General features: G+C 70.3%; 22 protein-coding genes. 15 read left to right on the top strand and 7 right to left on the bottom strand.

Annotation, left to right across the window (positions count from 1 at the left end):
- On the top strand, positions 1-969 hold the full coding sequence (locus M1203_RS04905) for an ABC transporter substrate-binding protein (RefSeq protein ID WP_249948243.1): 969 nt from the start codon (positions 1-3) through the stop codon (positions 967-969).
- Between the two features lie 153 nt (positions 970-1,122).
- Here M1203_RS04905 and M1203_RS04900 read toward each other — a convergent pair whose 3' ends face one another.
- On the bottom strand, positions 1,123-1,668 hold the full coding sequence (locus M1203_RS04900) for a carboxymuconolactone decarboxylase family protein (protein ID WP_374401903.1): 546 nt from the start codon (positions 1,666-1,668) through the stop codon (positions 1,123-1,125).
- Positions 1,669-1,715: 47 nt separating this feature from the next.
- Here M1203_RS04900 and M1203_RS04895 point away from each other — a divergent pair, with 47 nt between their 5' ends.
- The 8 genes from M1203_RS04895 to M1203_RS04860 all read left to right on the top strand — a co-directional run bounded on the left by M1203_RS04895 (position 1,716) and on the right by M1203_RS04860 (position 9,190).
- A complete protein-coding gene (locus M1203_RS04895; protein WP_249948242.1) occupies positions 1,716-3,191 on the top strand; it encodes a PLP-dependent aminotransferase family protein in 1,476 nt (491 codons plus the stop codon).
- A 203-nt stretch (positions 3,192-3,394) separates the two neighbouring features.
- Positions 3,395-3,784 carry a VOC family protein gene (locus M1203_RS04890; RefSeq protein ID WP_249948241.1) on the top strand — a complete coding sequence of 130 codons (390 nt, stop codon included), beginning with the start codon at positions 3,395-3,397 and terminating at the stop codon, positions 3,782-3,784.
- Positions 3,785-3,978: 194 nt separating this feature from the next.
- The gene (locus tag M1203_RS04885; RefSeq protein WP_249948240.1) at positions 3,979-4,359 is read left to right on the top strand and encodes a hypothetical protein; all 381 of its coding nucleotides are present in this window, start codon (positions 3,979-3,981) and stop codon (positions 4,357-4,359) included.
- A gap of 165 nt (positions 4,360-4,524) precedes the next feature.
- Positions 4,525-5,976, top strand: coding sequence for a hypothetical protein (locus tag M1203_RS04880; protein ID WP_249948239.1), 1,452 nt, complete (start codon positions 4,525-4,527; stop codon positions 5,974-5,976).
- Between the two features lie 9 nt (positions 5,977-5,985).
- Entirely contained in the window at positions 5,986-6,597 is a 612-nt protein-coding gene (locus tag M1203_RS04875; RefSeq protein ID WP_249948238.1) for a hypothetical protein, read from the top strand.
- Between the two features lie 67 nt (positions 6,598-6,664).
- On the top strand, positions 6,665-7,507 hold the full coding sequence (locus M1203_RS04870; protein ID WP_249948237.1) for a histidine kinase: 843 nt from the start codon (positions 6,665-6,667) through the stop codon (positions 7,505-7,507).
- Positions 7,508-7,691: 184 nt separating this feature from the next.
- Positions 7,692-7,976, top strand: coding sequence for a hypothetical protein (locus M1203_RS04865; protein ID WP_249948236.1), 285 nt, complete (start codon positions 7,692-7,694; stop codon positions 7,974-7,976).
- A gap of 32 nt (positions 7,977-8,008) precedes the next feature.
- Positions 8,009-9,190: a glutathionylspermidine synthase family protein gene (locus tag M1203_RS04860; RefSeq protein ID WP_249948235.1), complete on the top strand. Its 1,182-nt coding sequence runs from the start codon at positions 8,009-8,011 to the stop codon at positions 9,188-9,190.
- A gap of 102 nt (positions 9,191-9,292) precedes the next feature.
- On the opposite strand, the gene rocD is transcribed toward M1203_RS04860, so the two are convergent.
- Positions 9,293-10,498, bottom strand: coding sequence for an ornithine--oxo-acid transaminase (gene rocD / locus M1203_RS04855; protein ID WP_249948234.1), 1,206 nt, complete (start codon positions 10,496-10,498; stop codon positions 9,293-9,295).
- A gap of 317 nt (positions 10,499-10,815) precedes the next feature.
- Here rocD and trpS point away from each other — a divergent pair, with 317 nt between their 5' ends.
- Positions 10,816-11,829, top strand: coding sequence for a tryptophan--tRNA ligase (gene trpS, locus M1203_RS04850; protein ID WP_249948233.1), 1,014 nt, complete (start codon positions 10,816-10,818; stop codon positions 11,827-11,829).
- A 256-nt stretch (positions 11,830-12,085) separates the two neighbouring features.
- Complete coding sequence (locus M1203_RS04845; RefSeq protein ID WP_249948522.1) at positions 12,086-12,673, top strand: 2'-5' RNA ligase family protein; 588 nt, start codon at positions 12,086-12,088, stop codon at positions 12,671-12,673.
- A 78-nt stretch (positions 12,674-12,751) separates the two neighbouring features.
- On the opposite strand, the gene M1203_RS04840 is transcribed toward M1203_RS04845, so the two are convergent.
- Entirely contained in the window at positions 12,752-13,507 is a 756-nt protein-coding gene (locus M1203_RS04840) for a decaprenylphospho-beta-D-erythro-pentofuranosid-2-ulose 2-reductase (protein WP_249948232.1), read from the bottom strand.
- 209 nt (positions 13,508-13,716) lie between these two features.
- On the opposite strand from M1203_RS04840, the gene M1203_RS04835 reads away from it, so the two are divergent.
- Positions 13,717-14,715 carry a YihY/virulence factor BrkB family protein gene (locus M1203_RS04835; RefSeq protein WP_249948231.1) on the top strand — a complete coding sequence of 333 codons (999 nt, stop codon included), beginning with the start codon at positions 13,717-13,719 and terminating at the stop codon, positions 14,713-14,715.
- Here the strand turns inward: M1203_RS04835 and M1203_RS04830 are convergent.
- The gene (locus M1203_RS04830; RefSeq protein WP_374401894.1) at positions 14,663-15,961 is read right to left on the bottom strand and encodes a D-alanyl-D-alanine carboxypeptidase family protein; all 1,299 of its coding nucleotides are present in this window, start codon (positions 15,959-15,961) and stop codon (positions 14,663-14,665) included. The genes M1203_RS04835 and M1203_RS04830 overlap by 53 nt on opposite strands.
- Positions 15,962-16,124: 163 nt before the next feature.
- On the opposite strand from M1203_RS04830, the gene M1203_RS04825 reads away from it, so the two are divergent.
- The 3 genes from M1203_RS04825 to M1203_RS04815 all read left to right on the top strand — a co-directional run bounded on the left by M1203_RS04825 (position 16,125) and on the right by M1203_RS04815 (position 19,544).
- Entirely contained in the window at positions 16,125-16,391 is a 267-nt protein-coding gene (locus M1203_RS04825) for an SCO4848 family membrane protein (RefSeq protein ID WP_249948229.1), read from the top strand.
- Positions 16,392-16,402: 11 nt separating this feature from the next.
- Positions 16,403-17,827 carry a metallophosphoesterase gene (locus M1203_RS04820; RefSeq protein WP_249948228.1) on the top strand — a complete coding sequence of 475 codons (1,425 nt, stop codon included), beginning with the start codon at positions 16,403-16,405 and terminating at the stop codon, positions 17,825-17,827.
- A 163-nt stretch (positions 17,828-17,990) separates the two neighbouring features.
- Positions 17,991-19,544 carry an ABC transporter substrate-binding protein gene (locus M1203_RS04815; protein ID WP_249948227.1) on the top strand — a complete coding sequence of 518 codons (1,554 nt, stop codon included), beginning with the start codon at positions 17,991-17,993 and terminating at the stop codon, positions 19,542-19,544.
- Positions 19,545-19,668: 124 nt separating this feature from the next.
- Here the strand turns inward: M1203_RS04815 and M1203_RS04810 are convergent, their stop codons facing one another.
- The 3 genes from M1203_RS04810 to M1203_RS04800 form a co-directional block, all read right to left on the bottom strand.
- A complete protein-coding gene (locus M1203_RS04810; protein WP_374401890.1) occupies positions 19,669-20,484 on the bottom strand; it encodes a TetR family transcriptional regulator in 816 nt (271 codons plus the stop codon).
- A 47-nt stretch (positions 20,485-20,531) separates the two neighbouring features.
- A complete protein-coding gene (locus M1203_RS04805; RefSeq protein WP_249948225.1) occupies positions 20,532-20,843 on the bottom strand; it encodes a hypothetical protein in 312 nt (103 codons plus the stop codon).
- Positions 20,844-20,921: 78 nt separating this feature from the next.
- Positions 20,922-21,122, bottom strand: coding sequence for a DUF397 domain-containing protein (locus tag M1203_RS04800; RefSeq protein ID WP_249948224.1), 201 nt, complete (start codon positions 21,120-21,122; stop codon positions 20,922-20,924).
- Positions 21,123-21,552 lie beyond the last annotated feature (430 nt).

The raw sequence follows: 21,552 nt of genomic DNA, 5'->3' as shown, positions 1-21,552 counted from the left end.
ATGGCCCGTACGCACAGGATCAGGGCCGTCCTCGCCTCGGCGGGCGCCCTGCTCGCGGTCACCGGCTGCGGCGCGGCCGACATGACCAAGCAGGCGTCCCCGTACGCGAACGCGCGGGGCGCGAAGACCGTCACCCTCTCCGTGCAGTCCTGGGTCGGCGCGCAGGCCAATGTGGCCGTGGCCGCGTATCTGCTCGAACACGAACTGGGCTACCGCGTGGACACCGTCCAGGTCGACGAGGTCCCCGCCTGGGACGCCCTCAGCCAGGGCCGGGTCGACGCCATCCTGGAGGACTGGGGCCACCCGGAGCAGGAAGCGCGGTACGTCGACGAGAAGAAGACGATCACGCCGGGCGGGGGCCTCGGCGTCACCGGCCATATCGGCTGGTTCGTACCGACGTACTTCGCCGAGCGCCACCCGGACGTCACGGACTGGCGCAACCTCGACAAGTACGCCGCCCAGCTCCGCACCGCGGAGAGCGGCGGCAAGGGCCAACTGCTGGACGGCTCGCCGTCGTACGTCACCCATGACAAGGCGCTGGTGAACAACCTGGAGCTGGACTACCAGGTCGTCTTCGCGGGCTCGGAGGCGGCACAGATCACCCAGATCAAGCAGTTCGCCAAGGAGAAGAAGCCCTTCCTCACCTACTGGTACACGCCGCAGTGGCTGTTCCAGAAGGTGCCGATGACGGAGGTGAGGCTCCCGGCGTACAAGGAGGGCTGCGACGCCGACCCCGAGAAAGTGGCCTGCGCCTATCCGCACACCCCGCTCCAGAAGTTCCTCAATGCGGACTTCGCGAGGACGGGCGGGAGCGCGGCCCGGTTCCTGGAGAACTTCACCTGGACGACCGAGCAGCAGAACGAGGTCGCCCTGATGATCGCGGAACAGAAGCTCTCCCCGGAGGAGGCGGCCGGGAAGTGGGTCGAGGCGAATGAGCCGGCCTGGAAGAGGTGGCTCACGCAGAAGTGAAGCCGCGGGCGACAGCCCGACGAGGACAGCACCGCTCGCCGCCGGGGCCCGCGCGTCCGACCGCTTCGAGCATCTCGTCGGGCGGGGTCGGCAGGACCAGCGGGTCGGCGGCGGCGCGGCCCTGGTGCGGGGCGCGGAACGCCGTGGCCGTCCTCAGTGCTTGAACTGACCGGGGGTGTAGTGGCCCGGGGTCGTCCGGGTGGTCACCCCGAACCGGTTCCAGGCGTTGATCACCGTGATCGCGGCGATCAGCTGGGCCAGCTCGGTCTCGTCGAAGTGGGCCGCGGCCTTCTCGTACACCTCGTCCGGCACGAAACCGTCCGTGAGTACGGTGACCGCCTCGGTCAGCTCGATCGCCGCGATCTCCTTCGGCGTGTAGAAGTGCCGCGACTCCTCCCACGCGCTGAGCTGAATGATCCGCTCCACCGACTCGCCGCCCGCCAGCGCGTCCTTGCTGTGCATGTCGAGGCAGAACGCGCAGTGGTTGATCTGGGAAGCACGGATCTTGACCAGTTCGAGCAGGGTCGGATCGACGCCCTGCCGGGCCGCCGCGTCCAGCCGGACCATGGCCTTGTACACCTCGGGGGCGAGCTTGGCCATGTTCAGTCGAGGGGTGTGCTCCGGGGCGTACCCCTTGGCGCCCGCCGTGTCCGTCGCCGTGTTCGCCGTCGCCGCGTCTGCCGTCGTGTTCGTCGTCATGAGTACGACGCTACGCGCCCAGTGGCACCCCTGTATGGTCCACTTCCATGACGGATTCCTGGGCCAATGCGTCGATCGCCGGTGTCGATCTGCATCTGGATCTGCGCGGTCCCGGGCCGCGCTCGGGGCCGCGCTCCGGTCCGGGCCCGGGGCCGGGTTCCGGGCTGCGCTCCGGGCTCATGGACGCCCTGCGCGACGCCGTCCGCACGGGCCGTCTCGCGCCCGGCACCCGGCTGCCGTCCTCCCGTTCGCTCGCCGCCGATCTGGGCATCGCCCGTAACACCGTCGCCGACGCGTACGCCGAGCTGGTCGCCGAGGGCTGGCTCACCGCGCGGCAGGGCTCGGGGACCCGGGTGGCCCGGCGTGCCGCGCCCCGCAGAGCCGCGCCCGCCGCGCCCAGAACGCGGCCGGTCCGCCGCGGGCCCGCGTACAGCCTGATGCCGGGCACCCCCGACCTCGCCGCGTTCCCCCGGGCCCAGTGGCTCACGGCCGCCCGCCGGGCGCTGACGGCCGCGCCGCACGAGGCGTTCGGGTACGGCGATCCCCGGGGCCGGATCGAGCTGCGTACCGTCCTCGCCGACTATCTGGCGCGGGCGCGCGGCGTGTACGCCGACCCCGGGCGGATCGTCGTCTGCTCGGGCTTCGTCCACGGGCTGTCGCTGCTCGGGAAGGTCCTGGCCGCGCGCCGGGTGCGTGCGGTGGCGACCGAGTCGTACGGCCTCGACCAGCACCGGAACCTGCTCACCGTGGCCGGGCTGCGGACCCCCGCGCTCGCACTGGACGCGCGCGGTACGCGCACCGAGGACCTGGCCGAGCTGTCCCACCCGGCGGGCGCCCGCGGCGTCGGCGCGGTCCTGCTGACCCCGGCGCACCAGTTCCCGACGGGCGTCGCGCTCCACCCCGACCGGCGCGCGGCGGCCGTGGACTGGGCGCGCGGTACGGGCGGGCTGATCCTGGAGGACGACTACGACGGGGAGTTCCGGTACGACCGCCAGCCCGTCGGCGCCCTTCAAGGGCTCGACCCCGAGCGGGTCGTGTACCTCGGCACGGCGAGCAAGTCCCTGGCGCCGGGGCTACGGCTCGGATGGCTCGTGCTGCCCGGGGAGTTGGCCGCGGAGGTGGTGGCGGCGAAGGGGGAGGCGGAGTGGGCGTCGAGCGCGCTGGATCAGCTCACGCTCGCGGAGTTCATCGCCTCGGGCGCGTACGACCGTCATGTCCGTTCCTCGCGGCTGCGCTACCGGCGCCGCCGCGACCAGCTCGTGCGGGCGCTGGCGGACCGGGCGCCCGGCATCAGCGTGAGCGGGATCGCGGCCGGCCTGCACGCCGTCCTCGAACTGCCGCCCGGCAGCGAACGCTCGGTCATCGAGGCGGCGGCCTGGCAGGGGCTCGCGGTGGAGGGCCTGTCCCGCTTCGTCCACCCCGAGGCCACGTCGGGGCGCGACGCCCTGGTGGTCGGTTACGCCACCCCGCCGGACAGCGCGTGGACGGGCGCGCTGGACGCGCTGTGCCGCGTGCTGCCGTGAGCCGTAGTTCCGTGAGCCGTCGCGCCGTGATCCGTGCCGGGGTCGGGCGTCATGCCGTACCGCCGCACCGGGTCCGTAGGGAGTAACGGGCGAGACAGCCCCCGGGGCCCGGCCTACGCTGATAGCACGGCATCGCGTGTCGGTCACCGTCCCGGTGGGGCATGGAGGTGTCCGTGAGTTGGCCCTTACGGAGGCATCCCACAGTGCCAGTCCAGCTGAATCACACCATCGTCCATGCCAAGAACAAGCGGGAGTCCGCGGAGTTCGTCGCGCGGATCCTCGGCCTTGAGGCCGGGGACGAGTGGGGCCCGTTCATCCCCGTGGAACTGAGCAACGGCGTCACTCTCGACTTCGCGACCGCTCCGGAGGAGTCGATCGCCTCACAGCACTACGCCTTCCTGGTCACCGAGGCGGAGTTCGACGGGATCTTCCAGCGGATCCAGGACGCCGGGCTCACGTACTACGCCGATCCGCACCGCGAGCGTCCCGGCGAGATCAACCACAACGACGGCGGGCGCGGCGTGTACTTCCTGGATCCCGCCGGCCACGCGCTGGAAGCGATCACCCGTCCCTACGGATCAGGCGCGAGCTGAGCCAGGGGCCCGCCCCCCCCGGGAGGACGGCGTTGGTCGGTCCGTGCCGTACCGGCCAACCAGCCGTCCATAGCGGCCGATTGTAGTTATACAATCCCACTGCGAAATCGCGATCGTGGTGCCGAAAACGGGGGTTTACGGACATGGGATTCGAACAGGGCTTGGCTCCTTCGCAGGGCGGGCCGACCACTTCCATGCAGCTCAACAGAGTTCCTGACGAGGACCGCCCGACCGCACCGCTGCCGGGCGGCAGCGCCCCCAATCTCGCGTCGACGCCGGCCCAGAAGCGCGCGGCGGCGAACACCATCGAGACGGAACTCCAGCCGAACACCCGGAAGGCCGGCGACTGGGCCGACGCGTCGATGACCACCGCGATCAGCGCTTTCTCCGGTTGGGCCACCGCCACCGGGCTGAAGACGGTGCAGACCACCTGGGAGAGCCAGGTGAAGACTCTCGTGGGACGGCTGAACACGGAGAAGGGCGCCCTGCGCGCGACGGTCACCATCCTGACGGGGACCGATGTCGACCGACGCAGCACCCTCAGCGGCATTCCGTCGAACTTCGACAAGTACTGACAAGTACTGACGGACGCCGGGCCGTACCGGCGCGCGGACGTAGCGACGTAGCGACCTACCGACGTACCGAACCGCGGCCCCGCTCCGCCGCTCCGTCGCGCCGCGTCCCGATGCCAGGACCGCGTAACGCACGCACCCACGTCGTCTCCCGGGGGAACAACCAGCATGCTGACGTATCACGAGGTCATGACCACCGACTTCGGTGGGCTGAACACCGCCGCCGACAAGTGGCAGGAAATGGCCGACGAGTTCCACAAGGTCGAGAAGCGCTACCGCGACAGCGTGCAGAAGATCACCATGGACGGCACCTGGCTCGGCGACAGCTCCGTCCGCGCGCACACCAACTTCACCGCGACCCGTTACGAGTACACGGCCGCGCAGACCCAGGCGAAGGCGACCGCCACCCTGCTGCGCAACGCGCACCAGCAGTTCACCGACCTGAAGAAGCAGTTGGAGAACGCCCGCACCGACGCGATCAAGGCCGGTATGAAGGTCTCGGAGCAGGGCAACGTCGAGTTCGACTACGCCGCGCTCACCGAGGCCGAGCGCGCCGCGACCCGTCATGACCCCGACTACGCCAAGAGCATCCGGGAGAGCGTGCAGTCCTGGACGGACTACATCAAGTCCTGCGTCAAGGCGGTCGACGACGCCGACGCGGATCTGAAGAAGGACCTGGAGGCCGTGGTCAAGGACGGCCAGGGCAACAAGAACGACGGGACGCCCGGTACCGGCTTCAACGGCGACGCCGGCGCGGTGGCGAAGTCCGACGACAAGCAGAAGCAGGACCGCCTCGATCTCGCGTGGCTCGAAATGCGGGACAACGAGACCCTCGACGACTACATCAAGCGCCTGCAACGCGACGGCATGACCCGCCTCACCGGCAACCCGGAGCTGGCGAAGCTGGTGTCGCAGGTGTCGAACGGCGCGATCACGGTCGGTGCGTTCGCCGGCTCCCTCACCGCGGCCGGCCTGTACTCCTACAAGCTGGTCAAGGTGTTGAAGGGCGACATCCCGCACGCCCCGGGCACTTTCCTCAGCCGCACGATCAACACCCGTCTCGCGGGGGCGCCCCCGGGCAGCCTGCTCAGCCGTGTCCCGGCCGGCGCGGTCTCGGCGCTGACCGGATCGGACGAGGCCGCCATGTTCGGCGGCTATATGCGCAACGGCGCCTTCTTCATGCCGACGGCCTCCGAAGCCAACCTGGCCAGGGTGGCGTCGCAGGGCGGTCTCGCGAACGCCGCGAAGGCGGCCGGCTGGCTGCGCGGAGCCGGCGTGGTGGGCGGTGTCGCGTCGACGGCGTACGGCGTCGCCAACCTCGCGACGTACGACGCCGACATGATCAAGGCGAATCCGTCGAAGTTCGCGACCGACCTCACCGGGACCGCGTTCAGCGCCTCGATGACGGCTCTGACCGTGGCGCCCAACCCGGTTACGCTCGGCCTGGCCGTCGGCACCGGTGTCGCCTACGCGGGCGCCCTGATCTGGGACAACCACGAGGCCATCGGCAAGGGCCTCGACAAGGCCGGGGACTGGGTCGGCGACAAGGCGTCGGACATCGGAGACGGTATCGCCAACGGGGCGAAGAAGCTGGGCAGCGCCCTCAACCCGTTCGACTGAAGGAGACCGATGCATACCGCCACCGCCCCGATCACGCTGGAGTTCTGGAAGGAGGGCCGCACACACGAGCGGCGCGCCGGATACCGGGGCACCTCACCGGAGTTCGGCGAGATCGTGCTGACCTGCCCGCTGCCCAGGAAGACCACCCCGGGCAGCGTGGTCTCCGAGGTACGCGGCACCCTCATCCCCACCGCCACGTTCGAGACCCGCGGCATCCACACCGAGGCGGCGGACCTCCCGACGCTCAACCGGTCCACCCTCAGGGTCGGCGACGCGATGGTGTATCTGCGGCGCAACCGCTTCGGGCTGACGCACAAGGCCCGTGCCCTGCACTTCAAGTACGGCGGGGACAACTACCGGCTGTGGGCGGTCAACCGGAAGCAGTACGTACTGCTGAGGGAGGCCGACAACGAGGACCCGGGCGTCTCCCTCACGGCCAAGCAGTCCGGTATCGGCGCGAGCAAGAAGCTGGTGGTGCGGGTGACGGGCCGGGCCGTGGCCGCGGACATCGCGCTCGTCGCGCTCTTCGCGGGTGTGGACCGGGCCCCACTGACCAGGGGCGGCGCCGTACGGGCCGCCTTCTCGCGGTCCACCCGGCTCTTCGCGGAGAGCCAGTCCTGAGCGGTTCCGGCCGGAACACGGCACCCGACGACCCCATCCGACCCGTAGCAAAGCGAGTGTTCTGCCCATGCCTTCGTACGACATCACCCGGCCCCGATTCCGGCTGACCGACGAGCACGTCATCGTCCTCACCGAACTGGCGACCGGCCGGCCCGTGCCCGACGAGTACGCCGCGGCAGGGGACGAACTGCGGCAGTGCGGTCTGCTCGGCCGGGACGGTGAGCTGTCCGTTCTGCTGCTGCCCATGATGAAGACGCTCGTCAACCCGGTCGTGGTCATCTCCCTGGAGGCCACGGGCCGTCAGGGCACCCTGAACCACGGGCTGATCATCGGGGAGGACCATGTGGTCGCCCACCAGTCCTGGCCCGGAGAGCGTGAGGCCGAGTACACGACGGTCGAGCCGAAGACGCTGGTCTGGGCGATGGCGAATCTGGTGAACCTCCAGCAGTCCGCCGCCGTGCGCGACGCCGGGCTCGCCGTCGTCGAGACGACCGTGGCAACGCTCGAAGCGGGCGTCGGGAGCATGGCCGACGTCCCCGCCACCGCGTCCGGCGGAGCGGAGCGTGAGCGTGTCCGCGCCGCCCTGGAGTCGACCGGCACCCTGTCAGAACCGGCGCTCGCGCTCTTCGCCGACATGATCGGCGAACTGCGGTCGAGCTGGCGCATGACCGCGGCCTGGCGCGGCCGCGACGGCGGCCAGGACGGCGTAGCGGTCCGCGGCTTCGGCGTCTGGGACTGCGGCCCCCTGGGCTACTGGCACCGCGAACTCCCCGCAGAGCCGGTCGCCCCGGGGCAGGTCGGCCCGGCGAGCGCGGTGCGGCTGACGAGGACGGACGCGAAGCGGATCTGGGAGATGATCACGGACCTGCTCCCGGCGGAAGGCGAGATCCGCCGCGCGGCCGGCCGCTGAGCCCCGGCGGTACGCCGACGGCCCGAGCACGGCCCTGGCCCGAGCGCGCGGATCGTCCCAAGACGTACGTACGCGCTCCAGTGGGGCATTGGCCGAGGATCCGAGGAAACGCCACGTAACGCCTTTACGGCAGGGCGGTAAGGCCGCTTATTGTGTTCACAACAACGGGGGAAAGGGCGGGGACATGGCCGCTGCGCGTCCACGGAGACTGAGGTCGAGCACGGTCGTGCTCGGGAGCATGGGGGTCCTCGCCGTCACGATCACGTCCTGCGGCTCGGATCCGGACAAGCGGTGCGCCGACCGGACGACGCGGCAGACCCTGCCCAGCTCCGAGTGCAAGAGCGGCGGCAGCGGCTCGTACTACTACGGGGGATCGAGCAGCAAGGGCAAGGTCGACGGCGGCAGCTTCGACAAGTCCGCCGTCGACCGGGGCGGTTTCGGCTGTTCGTCCGGCTCCGGCGGGGGCTGAGTGGTCCTGGCCGGCCGACCGCTGATCCGCTGATGAAACGTCACGCCATACGCCCCCGCCCCGACTGGCAGCGCATAGTCGAGGAGCAGGGCGTCATCTATCCGCTCACCCGCTATCCGGACGACTCGCTGCGGCCGTACTGGGACGAGAGCGCCTACTACTCCTTCACGCTGCCCGAGGTCGAGGCGCTCGAAGAGGTCGTCGAAGAGCTCCACGCGATGTGTCTGGGCGCCGCCGCGCATATCGTCGAGCACGACCGCTTCGCCGATCTCGGCATCACCGACCCCCGGCTCGCCGCCCTGATAGCCGAGTCCTGGCGGCGTCGCGCCGAACTGCCCTCCATCTACGGTCGGTTCGATCTGCACTACGACGGCACGGGTCCGGCCAAGATGCTGGAGTACAACGCCGACACCCCCACCTCACTGGTCGAGGCCGCGAGCGCCCAGTGGTTCTGGATGGAGGACCGGTTCCCCCACGCCGACCAGTGGAACTCCCTGCACGAACGGCTGGTCGCCGCCTGGAAACGGCAGTCCGGCCTCCTCCCGCCCGGCCCTGTGCACTTCGCGCACTCCGACGGCGACGAACTGGGCGAGGACCTGATGACGGTCGCGTATCTGCGCGAGACCGCCGAGCAGGCCGGCCTGGAGACGGAGGCGCTCTCCGTCGAACAGATCGGCTGGGACCGGCTGTCGGGCCGTTTCGTGGACGACCGGCTGCGCTTCATCCGCAGCTGCTTCAAGCTCTACCCCTGGGAGTGGCTGGCCACCGACCGCTTCGGCCCGTACGTCCAGGACACCCTGGACAACGGCGGCGGTACGGGCACCACCTGCTGGATCGAGCCCGCCTGGAAGATGCTCCTCTCCAACAAGGCGCTCCTGGCGATCCTCTGGGAGCTCCACCCCGGCCACCCCAACCTGCTGCCCTCGCACCTCGACGGCCCCCGCGAACTGGCCGTCTCCCGCGGCTATGTGGCCAAGCCCCTCCTCGGCAGGGAGGGCGCCGGCGTCACGATCCACGAGCCGGGGGCGCCCCCGGTGCTGCGCGACGAGCCCTGCTGCTACCAGGAGTTGGCGCCGCTGCCCGACTTCGACGGCAACCGGGTGGTGCTCGGCGCGTGGGTGGTCGAGGACGAGGCGGCGGGCCTCGGCATCCGCGAGTCCGCAGGGCTGATCACCGACGAGTACGCCCGCTTCCTGCCGCATGTGATCCTCTAGGCGCCCTGTCCGGCAGGCCCGTCCGCCCGGGGTACGCCCCGAGCGGACACAAGGGCCGGAAAGACCCTGGGAACCGGACAGGCCCCGGGGACCGGACAGGCCCTAGTCGGCCAGGACCGCCCTGAGCTGGTCCAGGCCCCAGTCCAGGTCCTCCTTGCTGATCACCAGCGGCGGGGCGATCCGGATCGTGGAGCCGTGCGTGTCCTTCACCAGTACGCCCCGGTCCATCAGCCGCTCCGAGATCTCCCGGCCCGTCCCGTGGGACGGCACGATGTCCACCCCAGCCCACAGGCCCCGGCCCCGTACCGCCTCCACCGCTCCGCCGCCCGTCAGCAGGCCCAGTTCGTGGTGGAGATGGTCACCCAGCTCCGCCGCGCGCTGCTGGAACTCGCCCGACCGCAGCATCGCGATGACCTCCAGCGCCACCGCGCAGGCGAGCGGATTGCCGCCGAAGGTCGAGCCGTGCTCGCCTGGCCGGTACACGCCCAGCACGTCGGCCGAGGACACCACCGCCGACACCGGCACCACCCCGCCGCCCAGCGCCTTGCCGAGGACATACATGTCGGGCACCACGCCCTCGTGCTCACAGGCGAAGGTCTTCCCCGTCCGGCCCAGGCCCGACTGGATCTCGTCCGCGATGAAGAGCACGTTCCGCTGCCGGGTCAGCTCCCGCACCCCGGCGAGATAGCCCGCAGGCGGCACCAGGACCCCGGCCTCGCCCTGGATCGGCTCCACGAGCACGGCCACGGTGTTCTCGGTCATCGCCGCGTCCATCGCGGTGAGATCCCCGTACGGAACGATCTCGAAGCCGGGCGTGTACGGGCCGAAGTCCGCCCGCGCCTCCGCGTCCGTCGAGAAGCTGATGATCGTGGTCGTACGGCCGTGGAAGTTATTGGCCGCCACGACGATCTTCGCCATGCCGTCCGGCACGCCCTTGACCCGGTAGCCCCACTTCCTGGCGGTCTTCACGGCGGTCTCCACCGCCTCGGCGCCGGTGTTCATGGGCAGCACCATCTCCATGCCGCACAGCTCGGCCAGCTGTGTACAGAAGTCGGCGAACCGGTCGTGGTGGAACGCGCGAGAGGTGAGCGTCACCCTCTCCAGCTGCGCCTTCGCGGCGTCGATGAGCCTTCTGTTGCCATGGCCGAAATTGAGCGCCGAGTACCCGGCGAGCATGTCGAGGAAGCGCCGCCCCTCGACATCGGTCATCCAGGCGCCGTCCGCCGAGGCGACCACGATGGGCAGCGGGTGGTAGTTGTGCGCGCTGTGGGCCTCCGCCGAGGCGATGGCGCTCTCCGTTGTCGACACGGGTTTCTCCGATCGGTCAGGACAAGCTGTGCGGGTGTACGGGACGAGCTGTGCGGGGTGTACGGGACAAGCTGTGCGGTACGGGCGGGGCGCGGCCCCACTTTCTATCGTCGCTCGCAGTGTGGACGAGGAAACCTTGCCCTCGGCATGCCCTGGCTGAACAGAGTCCGGACGCCGGGAGACCGTAGGCCCCGTCGTCCGTCTCCTCCCCGCACGGTCTCCCGCACCGCCTCCGCGCCGCCTCCCGCAGGTCCTCGCCCCCTCTCCGTTCCCTCTCCGTTCCCGACCTGTCGGTCATACCTGAGAGAATGGTGAACATGGCCTCTGATCGTCCCCGCGCGCTCTCCGGAATCCAGCCCACCGCAGGCTCTTTCCACCTCGGGAACTACCTCGGCGCGGTGCGCCAGTACGTCGCGCTGCAAGAAACGCACGACGCCTTCTACATGGTCGTCGACCTGCACGCGATCACCGTTCCCCAGGACCCCGCCGAGCTGCGCGCCAATACCCGTCTCGCCGCTGCCCAGCTGCTCGCCGCCGGTCTGGACCCGCGACGCTGCACACTCTTCATCCAGAGTCATGTGCCCGAGCACGCGCAGCTCGCCTGGGTCATGAACTGCATCACCGGCTTCGGTGAGGCCTCCCGGATGACGCAGTTCAAGGACAAGTCCGCGAAACAGGGCGCGGACCGCGCCACGGTCGGGCTCTTCACGTACCCGATCCTCCAGGTCGCCGACATCCTGCTGTACCAGGCGAACGCCGTCCCGGTCGGTGAGGACCAGCGGCAGCATGTCGAGCTGACCCGCGATCTCGCCGAGCGCTTCAACAGCCGCTTCGGACAGACGTTCACGGTCCCGGCGCCGCACATCGTCAAGGAGGTCGCGAAGATCTACGACCTCCAGGACCCGACGATCAAGATGAGCAAGTCGGCGTCCACCCCCAAGGGCCTGATCAATCTGCTCGACGAGCCGAAGGCCACCGCGAAGAAGATCAAGAGCGCGGTCACCGACACCGGCACGGAGATCCGGTTCGACACCGTGACCAAGCCCGGGGTGAGCAATCTGCTCACGATCTACTCCACGCTCACGGACACCACCGTCGCGGAGCTGGAGGAGAAATACACTGGTAAGGGCTACGGTGCGCTGAAGACGGATCTGGCGGACGCGATGGTCGAGTTCGTCACCCCGTTCAGGTCCCGCACGCAGGAGTATCTGGACGATCCGGAGACGCTGGACTCGATCCTGGCCGAGGGCGCGGAGAAGGCCCGCGCGGTCGCGGCCGAGACGCTCGCCCAGACCTACGACAGAGTCGGCTTCCTCCCCGCCAAGCACTGACGGAGTACGGGCCACGCACCGACGGAGTACTGGCGCGGTACCGAGGAGCATCGGTGGCGCACCGGCGGCGCACCGGCGCAGAGGGCGGCCCGGAGCGAAGACACCGGAGGTCAGTGGGGTGCGCCGGCCCGGAACGCCACCGCGTCGCACCGCTCGGGTCGCCGCTGGCGGGCCGGGCGGTGCGACCGTCACACTGGCGAGCGGCGGCGAAGACACAGACCATCGACACATGGACCACGGGACTGAGGAGATCGATGTGGGGACCGTAACGCTCGGCGTTTCGATCGCGGTCCCGGAGCCGTACGGCAGCCTGATCCAGGACCGGCGTGCGGGCTTCGGTGATCCCGCCGCGCACGGCATTCCCACGCATGTCACGCTGCTGCCGCCCACCGAGGTCGACGCGTCGGCGCTGCCCGCGATCGAGGCGCATCTCGCCGCCGTCGCGTCGGCCGGCAGGCCGTTCCCGATGAGGCTGTCCGGCACCGGTACGTTCCGCCCGCTCTCGCCGGTGGTCTACATCCAGGTGGTCGAGGGCGCGTCGGCCTGCACCTGGCTCCAGAAGCGCGTCAGGGACTCCTCGGGCCCGCTCGTCCGCGAGCTGCAGTTTCCGTACCACCCCCATGTGACGGTGGCGCACGGCATCGCCGAGGAGGCGATGGACCGGGCCTACGAGGAGCTGTCCGAGTACGGCGCGGCCTGGAGCTGCACCTCCTTCGCGCTGTACGAGCAGGGCGCGGACGCCGTATGGCGCAAGCTCCAGGAGTACGCGTTCGGCGGTGGCGCGGAGATCTCGGGGTTGCCCCCGCAGACCACCCCGGTCGACCGGCCGACCTCCCTGCGCTGAGCCCCGCCCTCCCGGCCTCGCTCTCCCGCTGCCCGGCCGCCCCCGGCCCATCGCCTTCCCCTCCCGCCGCCCGTCGGCTCAGACGGGCAGCCTGCGGAACAGCGGGCGCGGCAGATGGCGCACCGCCGCCATCACCACCCGTAGCGCCCCCGGCACCCACACGGTCTCCGAGTGCCGTCGCAGACCCAGCTCGATGGCCGTCGCGACCGCCTCCGGGGTGGTGGCCAGCGGCGTTTCCGGCCGGGCGGCCGCCGTCCTCGGCCGAACGAGGCCGGGCCGTACGACCATGATCCGCACCCCCGTGCCGCACATGGCGTCCCCCAGCCCCTGCGCGAACGCGTCCAGGCCCGCCTTGCTCGACCCATAGATGAAGTCCGCGCGCCGGGCCCGCTCGCCGGCCACCGACGACAGCACCACCAGCGAACCGTGCCCCTGCGTCTGCATCGCGCCCGCGCACACCAGCCCCGCCGAGACCGCGCCGGTGTAGTTGGTCTGCGCCACCCGTACCGCCGCGAGCGGGTCCGCCTCGTCGTGCGCCTGGTCGCCGAGGACCCCGAAGGCGAGCAGCACCATGTCGATGGCGCCCTCCGCGAAGACCTTGCCGAGCACTTCCAGGTGCGAGCCCGGGTCCAGGGCGTCGAAGGCGACGGTACGGACGTCCGCGCCCAGGGCCCGCAGCCCGTCGGCGGCGGTGTCCAGGGCGGGGGAGGGGCGGCCCGCCAGCCAGACCGTACGGGCACGGCGGGCGATCAGCCGGCGCGCGGTGGCGAGTCCGATCTCCGACGTACCGCCGAGGATGAGCAGGGACCGAGGGGTGCCGAAGGCGTCCTTCATCGTGAATCGCTCCTCAGGGGGTGGGGGGAGGGGGGAGGGGGAGGGGGCAGCAGAGCAGCAGTGCGAACAGGCAGTTGCCGCTTGCGGGTGCGGCGACAGGCGGCGCGACAGGTCCGAGGTGAAATGACCGTATCGCCCCATACTGCATTCTTTGCGGGCTTTGTCGCGAAGCTGGCGCTTGTTTTCCGATCAGGGGGTACACGTCGTTCATGGACTGGCTGAAGAAACTGCCCCTCGTCGGCCCGTTCGTGGCCAGGCTGATGCGGACGCACGCCTGGCGTTCGTACGAAACGCTCGACCGCGTCCACTGGACACGGCTGGCCGCCGCCATCACGTTCATCAGCTTTATCGCGCTCTTCCCGCTGATCACCGTGGGCGCCGCGATCGGCGCCGCGCTGCTCAGCCGGGGCCAGTTGGACCGGCTCCAGAACAGCATCGCGCAGCAGGTCCCCGGTATCTCCCAACAGCTGGACATCAGCGGTCTGGTGGCCAACGCGGGCACGGTCGGGGTGGTGGCCGGTGCGGTGCTGCTCCTCACCGGGATCGGCTGGGTCGGCTCCATGCGGGAGTGTCTGCGCGCCGTCTGGGAGCTGGACGACACGAAAGAGGGCAATCCGTTCCTGCTCAAGGGCAAGGACGCGGTGGCGCTCGTCGGTCTGGGGGCGGTCGGGCTGGCCTCGCTCGGGGCCTCGGGCTTCGGCTCGACCGCCGTCGGCTGGACCGCCGAGCGGCTGGGCATCCCCGAGAACGGCGCGGGCGGCGTCCTGCTCCAGGTGGCCGCCCTCGCCGTGGCGATCCTCGCCGACTTCCTGTTGCTGCTGTACGTACTGACGCTGCTGCCCCGCGTCCATCCCCCGCGCCGCCGGCTCGTCGTCGCCGCTCTCATCGGCGCCGTCGGCTTCGAACTGCTCAAGCTGCTGCTCGGCGGCTATATGCGGGGCGTGGCGGCGAAGAGCATGTACGGCGCGTTCGGGGTGCCCGTCGCGCTGCTGCTGTGGATCAACTTCACGGCGAAGCTGCTGCTGTTCTGCGCCGCCTGGACGGCGACCCGTAGCAAAACGGACGAGGACGAGGCCGATGCCGGGCCGGAGATCGAGCCGCTGCGGGACAACGGCAGCGGCGACGGCGACGGCAGCGGCAACCGCGCCGCCGGTTCTACTCGCGCGGGCGGCGACGGACCAGGTCGGGCAGCGGCCAGCGCCGGTTGACCAGGAACACCGCGCCTCCCAGTACGACCAGCACCCCGCCCACGACGGCGAGAGCCGTCCCGACGCCACCCGTGCCCTCGCCGTTGGTGGCCGCGAACTTGGCGGGCTCGGTGGCCACGCCGACCCCGGCCGAGTCCGCTCCCACGGCGGTGGGGTTCGGAGAGGCCTTCAGACGGGCGGACTTGGGCGGCACCAGCTCACCGACCGGAGTCACCTTCCCGGCCGCCGAGAAGCCCCAGTCCAGCAGCCGCGCCGCCTCCTGGTAGACCGCCTGGCCCTCCGTGGAGGACGGGTTCATGACGGTGACCAGCAGCACCCGGCCGTCGCGCTCGGCGACCCCGGTGAAGGTCGCGCCGGCGTGGGTGGTGTTGCCGTTCTTCACACCGGCGATGCCCTTGTACGTGGCGACGCCGGGGGCGCCGGTCAGCAGCCGGTTGGTGTTCTGGATCTCGAAGGAGTCGCGCTTGGGGTCGCCGTTCTTGTCCTTCTCGACCTTCTCGCCCTCCTTCGTCTGCTTCACGTCGCCGGGGAACTTGGCCGTCACGGTCGCGCAGTACTCCCGGAAGTCCTTCTTCTGGAGTCCGGAGCGGGCGATCAGGGTGAGGTCGTAGGCGCTGGAGACCTGGTTCTTCTCGTCGTAGCCGTCGGGGGTGACGACCTGCGTGTCCAGTGCCTGGAGCTCTTCGGCGTGCTTCTGCATGTCCTTGACGGTCTTGGGCACCCCGCCGTTCATCTCGGAGAGCACATGGACGGCGTCATTGCCGGAGCGCAGGAAGACCCCCAGCCACAGATCGTGGACGGAGTACTTGAGGTTCTCCTTGACGCCGACCAGGCTGCTGCCCGCGCCCACCCCCGCGAGATCGGTGGGCGCGACCTTGTACACCTGGTCCTTGGGCAGCTTGGGCAGCACCGTGTCCGCGAAGAGCATCTTGAGGGTGGAGGCCGGCGGGAGCCGCCAGTGGGCGTTGTGCGACGCCAGTACCGCGCCCGACTCGGCGTCCGCGACGATCCAGGACCGGCCGCTCAGCTGCTTGGGCAGAACGGGCGCGCCGGCGCCGAGGTTCACCTGCGTACCCGCCCGGCCGAGCTTGGCCCCGCCGACCGTGGACATGGAGACGGGCGGCTTCGGCTGGTTGTTGTTGTCGGGCCCGTCGACCTTGCCGTCGGCCGACGCGGGGGCGGCGGTCATCACGGGAAGCAATGCGGCGGCGATGACCGTCAAGGCGGTCTTTTTCAAAGCGGACACGATCGAAAACGTACATGGCGCGGACCCCGGTGCCGACCCGGGTGGGCTGATCGGACCCATTACCGGCGTGTGCGTAGCGGATGACCGCATCGTGTGCAGGCCCGGCCGTCCGCCCTCCGGACCCGGCTGCTGCCGCCTGGAACGCGCCGGTGATACTGAATCCATGAAGCTCAACCGCCCCGTGTCCTGGTTCCTGCTCGCGTTCGGGGTGTGGAGCTGGTTCATCTGGATCACTTTCGTCAAGAACCTGTGGCAGGACGGCAGCGGACTCGCGTTCGACGACGCCGGTGATCCGACGGGGTACTTCTGGGTGCACCTGACGCTCGCCATCGTGTCCTTTCTTCTGGGGACGGCCGTTGGCGTCATCGGGTTCCGTAGTGTGCGCGCGCTCCGGAGCGAACAGCGCGAACACCGTGAAAAACTGGGATAAGGGGCCTGTTCGTGGTCGTCGTGATCGTTCTGGGGGCGCTCGCCGCCGTATCGCTGGTGGCAGGGGCGCACTGGTACCTCTGGCGGCGCCTGGTGCGCGACACGACCAGCCCAGGCGGCCTCGCCCGGCGGCTGGGCACCGTCGCCGTGGTCGTGCTGCCGTTACTGTCGGTCGGCGCCGTGGTCTCGGGGCGCTCGGGGATGCCGTTCCTGGCGCAGCAGATGCTGGCCTGGCCGGGCTTTCTGTGGCTGGCGGCGCTGCTCTACCTGCTGCTCGCGCTGCTGGTGGGCGAGGCCGTACGGCCGCTGCTGCGGCGGCTGCTGGAGCGCCGGGACGCGTCGGCCGGGGCTGAGGTCCCGGCGGGGGCGGAGACGCAGGCGCAGGCAGGGGCGCAGGCCGTCGCACGTACGCCGGTGGGCGCCGGTGCGGACACGGGCCCGGGTTCGGGCCCGGGAGCCGGTACGAGTCCTGCTGCGGGTTCCGGCACGAGTCCTGCGGCGGGTCCTGGTACGGGCATATCCGACGGCGGTTCGGATCCGTCGGAACCGCCGGCCACCGCATCCACCGCATCCACCGCATCCACCGCGCCCGACCCCGCGCCCGACCTCGCGCCCTCCCGCCGCCTGTTCGTCTCCCGTGTCGTCGGCGGCGCGGCCGCCACCGCCGCGCTCGCGACCGTCGGATACGGCACGTACGGCGTCCTGCGCGGCCCCCGCGTCAAGCGCGTCACCGTCCCGCTCGCCAAGCTGCCGCGCGGCGCCCATGGCTTCCGTATCGCCGTCGTCAGCGACATCCACCTCGGACCGATCCTGGGCCGCGGCCACACCCAGCGCATCGTGGACACCATCAACTCCGCCCAGCCCGATCTGATCGCCGTCGTCGGTGACCTGGTGGACGGCAGCGTCCAGGACCTGGGCCCGGCGGCCGAGCCCCTGGCCGGTCTGAAGGCCCGGCACGGCTCGTTCTTCGTGACCGGCAACCACGAGTACTTCTCGGGCGCGGACGCCTGGGTCGACCACGTCCGTGAACTGGGCCTCCGGCCGCTGGAGAACGAGCGGGTGGAGATCCCCGGCTTCGATCTCGCCGGGGTCAACGACGTCGCGGGCGAGAGCGAGGGCGCGGGCCCCGACTTCGCGAAGGCGCTCGACGACCGCGACCGGGCCAGGGCGTCCGTACTCCTCGCCCACCAGCCCGTCGTCATCGACGACGCCGTGCGCTACGGCGTCGACCTCCAGCTCTCCGGACACACCCACGGCGGCCAGCTGTGGCCGGGCAACCTTCTCGCGGGTCTGGCCAATCCGACCGTGGCCGGTCTGGAGCGGTACGGCGACACCCAGCTGTATGTGTCGCGCGGCGCGGGCGCCTGGGGCCCGCCGGTCAGGGTCGGTGCCCCCTCCGACATCACCATCGTGCAACTGGCCTCGCGGAGCGCCTGAAGCCCGGCCGGGACAGGCCCTGGGGCCTGTCCCGCGCCTGTCCCGGCACACTTAACACGACCGTTGCCTGTGAGGCCCGTGGTTTCTCTTCCGCCGGCGGATGCCGTGTGGTTGGGTGAGCGCCATCACGGTCAGGGGTGGGCGTGATAGAGGGGCACTGCACATGCGGCCGATCCGTCTTCGGATACTCATCACATCTCTTGTGCTGGTGATTGCGGGGGTGGGCGGCTGGCAGCTGCTTCCCTCCCGCGACACCGAGCAGAAAGCGATCACCGTCGGTACGACCGACGTGGTCACCTCGCTCGATCCGGCCGGCGCGTACGACGCCGGATCCTGGGCGCTGTTCAGCAACATTTACCAATCACTGCTGACGTTCAAACCCAGTTCGGTCACGCCGGTTCCGGACGCCGCCCGCACCTGCGGTTTCGTCGGGACCGAACTCCAGACCTATCGCTGCGAGTTGCGGGACGATCTCCAGTTCTCCAATGGCAACAAGATCACGGCAGAGGACGTCAAGTACTCCTTCGACCGTGTGCTCGCCATCAAGTCGGACGTCGGTCCGGGGTCCCTCTTCGCCACGCTCAAGTCGGTCGAGGCGGACGGTCTGACCGTCACCTTCCACCTCGACTCCCGTGACGCGACGTTCCCGCTGAAGGTCGCCACCGGAGCGGGCGCGATCGTCGACCACACCCGCTACCCGGCGAACGGGCTGCGCACGGACCCGGTGACCGACGGCTCGGGGCCGTACGTCCTGAAGTCGTACGCGCCGGGCTCCTCGGCGCGGCTGGAGCCCAACCCGCGGTATCGGGGCGCGATCGCGGCGCTCGGCGGGCCGGTGGACATCACCTACTTCAAGAAGTCCACCGAGCTGGCCGCCGCCTGGAAGGCCCGTACGGTCGATGTCACACACCGCCAGCTGCCGCCGTCGCTGATCGCCGGGCTGGACGCGAGCAAGGACGACATCCGGATGAACGAGGCCGACAGCGCGGAGATCCGCAACCTCGTCTTCAATGTGCGCGAGGGATCGGCGATGGCCGACAAGGCGGTACGCCGGGCGGTCGCCGCGATCGTCGACCGGTCCAAGATCGCCTTCAATGTCTATGCCTCGACGGTCGATCCGCTCTACTCGCTCATCCCGCAGGGCATCACCTCGCACACCACGCCGTTCTTCGACACCTACCCGGAGCCGGACGTGAAGCGGGCCAGGGAACTGCTGTCGGACGCGGGCGTGGAGACCCCGGTGACCTTCACGCTCGCGCACGCGGACGGCGGCTCGGCCGCGCCGGAGGCGACAGAGCTGCGCAAGCAGCTGGAGGCCACCGGGCTGTTCAAGGTGAAGATCGTGGAGCGGGAGTGGACGGCCTTCCAGAAGGGCTACACCAGCGGGCAGTACGACGCGTACACCGTCGGCTGGCTCCCGGACTTCCCGGACCCGGACAACTTCATCCAGCCGCTGGTCGGCCGGGACTCCACGCTGCGCACGGGGTACGTGAGCGACCGTGTCGACCGGCTGATCGAGTCCACGCAGCAGTACGGCGAACGCGCCCGGGCCTCGCAGGACTTCAGGTCCATCCAGAAGGTGGTGGCCGAGGATGTGCCGGTGGTGCCGCTGTGGCAGAAGAAGGACTACGTACTGAGCAGCGGTGATGTCACGGGTGCGCAGTATCTGTCGGACGGGACCGGGATCTGGCGGCTGTGGCAGCTGGGCTGGCTGTGAGGGCGGGCTGGGCCCGGTGCGGGGCGATCCGGACCGAGACGGCGGGCTTGGGCTGACGGCCGGCTGGGGCTGACGGCGGGCGGGGGCTGACGACGGGCGGGGGCTTACGCTGCTGACGTGGCGGTCAGCTCGGGCCGGTCGTCGGCTTCCGGGAGGCGCGCGTCGCGGCCACCTCGGCCATCCCCGGCAGGAAGTCCTCGAACAGCTCATGCACTTCCCGTACGAGCGGCCGCAGCGCCCGGAACCGCGAGAGCGCGATGCCCCTGCTGGTCAGCCGGGCGCCGCGCTCCGCGAGCCGGCGTGAGCGCTCGCTGCCCTCGGAGCGGTCGAAGACCCAGTACAGGACCAGTCCCATCTGGGCCAGCCACATCAACTCCGGCAGCAGGTCCGCCAGTTCGTCCGCGACCTTCGCCTTGGAACCGGCCAGCACCTCGCGGTGGACGGCGACGGCAGCGTCGCGCGCGTGTTCCGACTCGGGGGAGAAGGGGCTCAGCGGGCTCTCGGGGTCGGCGGCGTTCTTGAAGAACTGCGCGGCGAACTCGTGGTACGGCGTCGCGACATCGATCCAGACCGTCAGCACGCCCGCCATCCGTGCCTCCAGATCGGTCTCCCGGTCGAGCACGGCCCGCGCGGCCAGCCGGTGTTCGGCGCCGAGCCGGTCGTAGAAGCCCTGGACCAGATGTTCCTTGGACGAGAAGTAGTAGTACGCGTTCCCGACCGAGACCCCGGCCTCCGTGGCGATGGCCCGCATGGTCGTCCTGTCGAAACCGCGCTCCTGGAAGAGCCGGAGCGCGGTTTCGAGGATGAGCGTGCGGGTCTGCTCGCTCTTGGGGAGCGGGGATCTCGGGGCCTTGGCCGCCGTCTTCGCTGCCTTGAGCTTGTCCGTCACACCGACCGAGCCTAATGCGGAGGAGGGAGTGCTTCGCACGCCCCTTCGCATGGCGTCGCCGTACGCGTAGCGCGCGCTCCACGGATTCGGCGCGGGCTCTACCGGCCCTGCCCGCCGTGATCCGTACGACGAACGCGCACCACGCCCTCGTCCAGGTCGATCCGGAAGGGCGGCTCGTCCGCCGGCCTGACGTTCTTGCGCACCCGCTCCTGCTCCATGGCGTGCTTGGCGGCCTGTGCCCCGGGAGTGATCTCCTGGGCGAAGTCCATGCCGATGGAGGACAGGCCCTTGCGCTTGCGCCAGTAGACCCAGCCTCGCCTTTCCATCCACAGCAGCACGCGATCCGCGAGGAACACAGCCACGCCCAGCGCGACCGCGCCTCCTGCGATCTGTAACAGGGTGCTCGTCATGTCAGGCGAACTCGCGGGGTTCACCTGGCGTTCCCGTGTGGAGGGCGGACGGCTGACATTCGGCGCGCGACGGCAGGGTCAGACGGTGGTGGCCTTGGCGAGGGCGAGGAAGGCGGTCCAGGAGGTGTGGGACGCGAGGAGGATAGGGCCGGTGGGGTTCTTGGAGTCGCGGACGGGGACGGTGTCGGCGATGCCGTCGCCTATTTCCACGCAGTTCCCACCGTTGGTGCTGTAGCTGCTGCGCCGCCACTCGACGGACAGCATGTTCGCACTGGCCATTACTTCAGCCCTTTCAGATGCGTAGCGATCAGATCGGCGGACTTCCCGGGCGGCTGTTCTGTTCGAGAGGATCTTCGGCCACCCGCCGCCGGAGGAGAGGCGCATGCGGTGAGGTCGGGTGCGGGTTCGTGCCGAGGGGTAGTCGGGGTGGGCCGGGACGTGTGGATGCGGGTGGGGGCCGCCCCTGGGTTTCAGTTTCGCGGTTGCGGGTCGGGCGTCAAGGGCGCTCCTTCGTCGCGTCGGCTTCGCCGATTCCGCTTCGCTTCACCCTTGACTCCCGCCCCTCCACCGCAAGTGCTGCTTTGAGGGGGGCGGCCCGGGGGAGGGGTCCCCGGGGAAGCACCCATGTGCCAGGGGCCGGTTCCCGACCGCAGGTTGGTGGGCCCTGCGGGGCGCGCGGCAGTGGAGTGGGGCGGCCCGGCACCGGCTC

This window comes from Streptomyces sp. 35G-GA-8, assembly GCF_023534745.1.
Taxonomy (GTDB): Bacteria; Actinomycetota; Actinomycetes; order Streptomycetales; family Streptomycetaceae; genus Streptomyces.
This window is presented reverse-complemented; position numbering and strand designations above follow the sequence as displayed.

Coding starts and splice junctions, on each gene's coding strand:
- M1203_RS04905 (WP_249948243.1), top strand. CDS start 1: ATGGCCCGTACGCACAGGATCAGGGCCGTCCTCGCCTCGGCGGGCGCC.
- M1203_RS04900 (WP_374401903.1), bottom strand. CDS start 1,668: ATGACGACGAACACGACGGCAGACGCGGCGACGGCGAACACGGCGACG.
- M1203_RS04895 (WP_249948242.1), top strand. CDS start 1,716: ATGACGGATTCCTGGGCCAATGCGTCGATCGCCGGTGTCGATCTGCAT.
- M1203_RS04885 (WP_249948240.1), top strand. CDS start 3,979: ATGCAGCTCAACAGAGTTCCTGACGAGGACCGCCCGACCGCACCGCTG.
- M1203_RS04880 (WP_249948239.1), top strand. CDS start 4,525: ATGCTGACGTATCACGAGGTCATGACCACCGACTTCGGTGGGCTGAAC.
- M1203_RS04875 (WP_249948238.1), top strand. CDS start 5,986: ATGCATACCGCCACCGCCCCGATCACGCTGGAGTTCTGGAAGGAGGGC.
- M1203_RS04870 (WP_249948237.1), top strand. CDS start 6,665: ATGCCTTCGTACGACATCACCCGGCCCCGATTCCGGCTGACCGACGAG.
- M1203_RS04865 (WP_249948236.1), top strand. CDS start 7,692: ATGGCCGCTGCGCGTCCACGGAGACTGAGGTCGAGCACGGTCGTGCTC.
- M1203_RS04860 (WP_249948235.1), top strand. CDS start 8,009: ATGAAACGTCACGCCATACGCCCCCGCCCCGACTGGCAGCGCATAGTC.
- trpS (WP_249948233.1), top strand. CDS start 10,816: ATGGCCTCTGATCGTCCCCGCGCGCTCTCCGGAATCCAGCCCACCGCA.
- M1203_RS04840 (WP_249948232.1), bottom strand. CDS start 13,507: ATGAAGGACGCCTTCGGCACCCCTCGGTCCCTGCTCATCCTCGGCGGT.
- M1203_RS04835 (WP_249948231.1), top strand. CDS start 13,717: ATGGACTGGCTGAAGAAACTGCCCCTCGTCGGCCCGTTCGTGGCCAGG.
- M1203_RS04825 (WP_249948229.1), top strand. CDS start 16,125: ATGAAGCTCAACCGCCCCGTGTCCTGGTTCCTGCTCGCGTTCGGGGTG.
- M1203_RS04815 (WP_249948227.1), top strand. CDS start 17,991: ATGCGGCCGATCCGTCTTCGGATACTCATCACATCTCTTGTGCTGGTG.
- M1203_RS04810 (WP_374401890.1), bottom strand. CDS start 20,484: ATGCGAAGGGGCGTGCGAAGCACTCCCTCCTCCGCATTAGGCTCGGTC.
- M1203_RS04805 (WP_249948225.1), bottom strand. CDS start 20,843: ATGACGAGCACCCTGTTACAGATCGCAGGAGGCGCGGTCGCGCTGGGC.
- M1203_RS04800 (WP_249948224.1), bottom strand. CDS start 21,122: ATGGCCAGTGCGAACATGCTGTCCGTCGAGTGGCGGCGCAGCAGCTAC.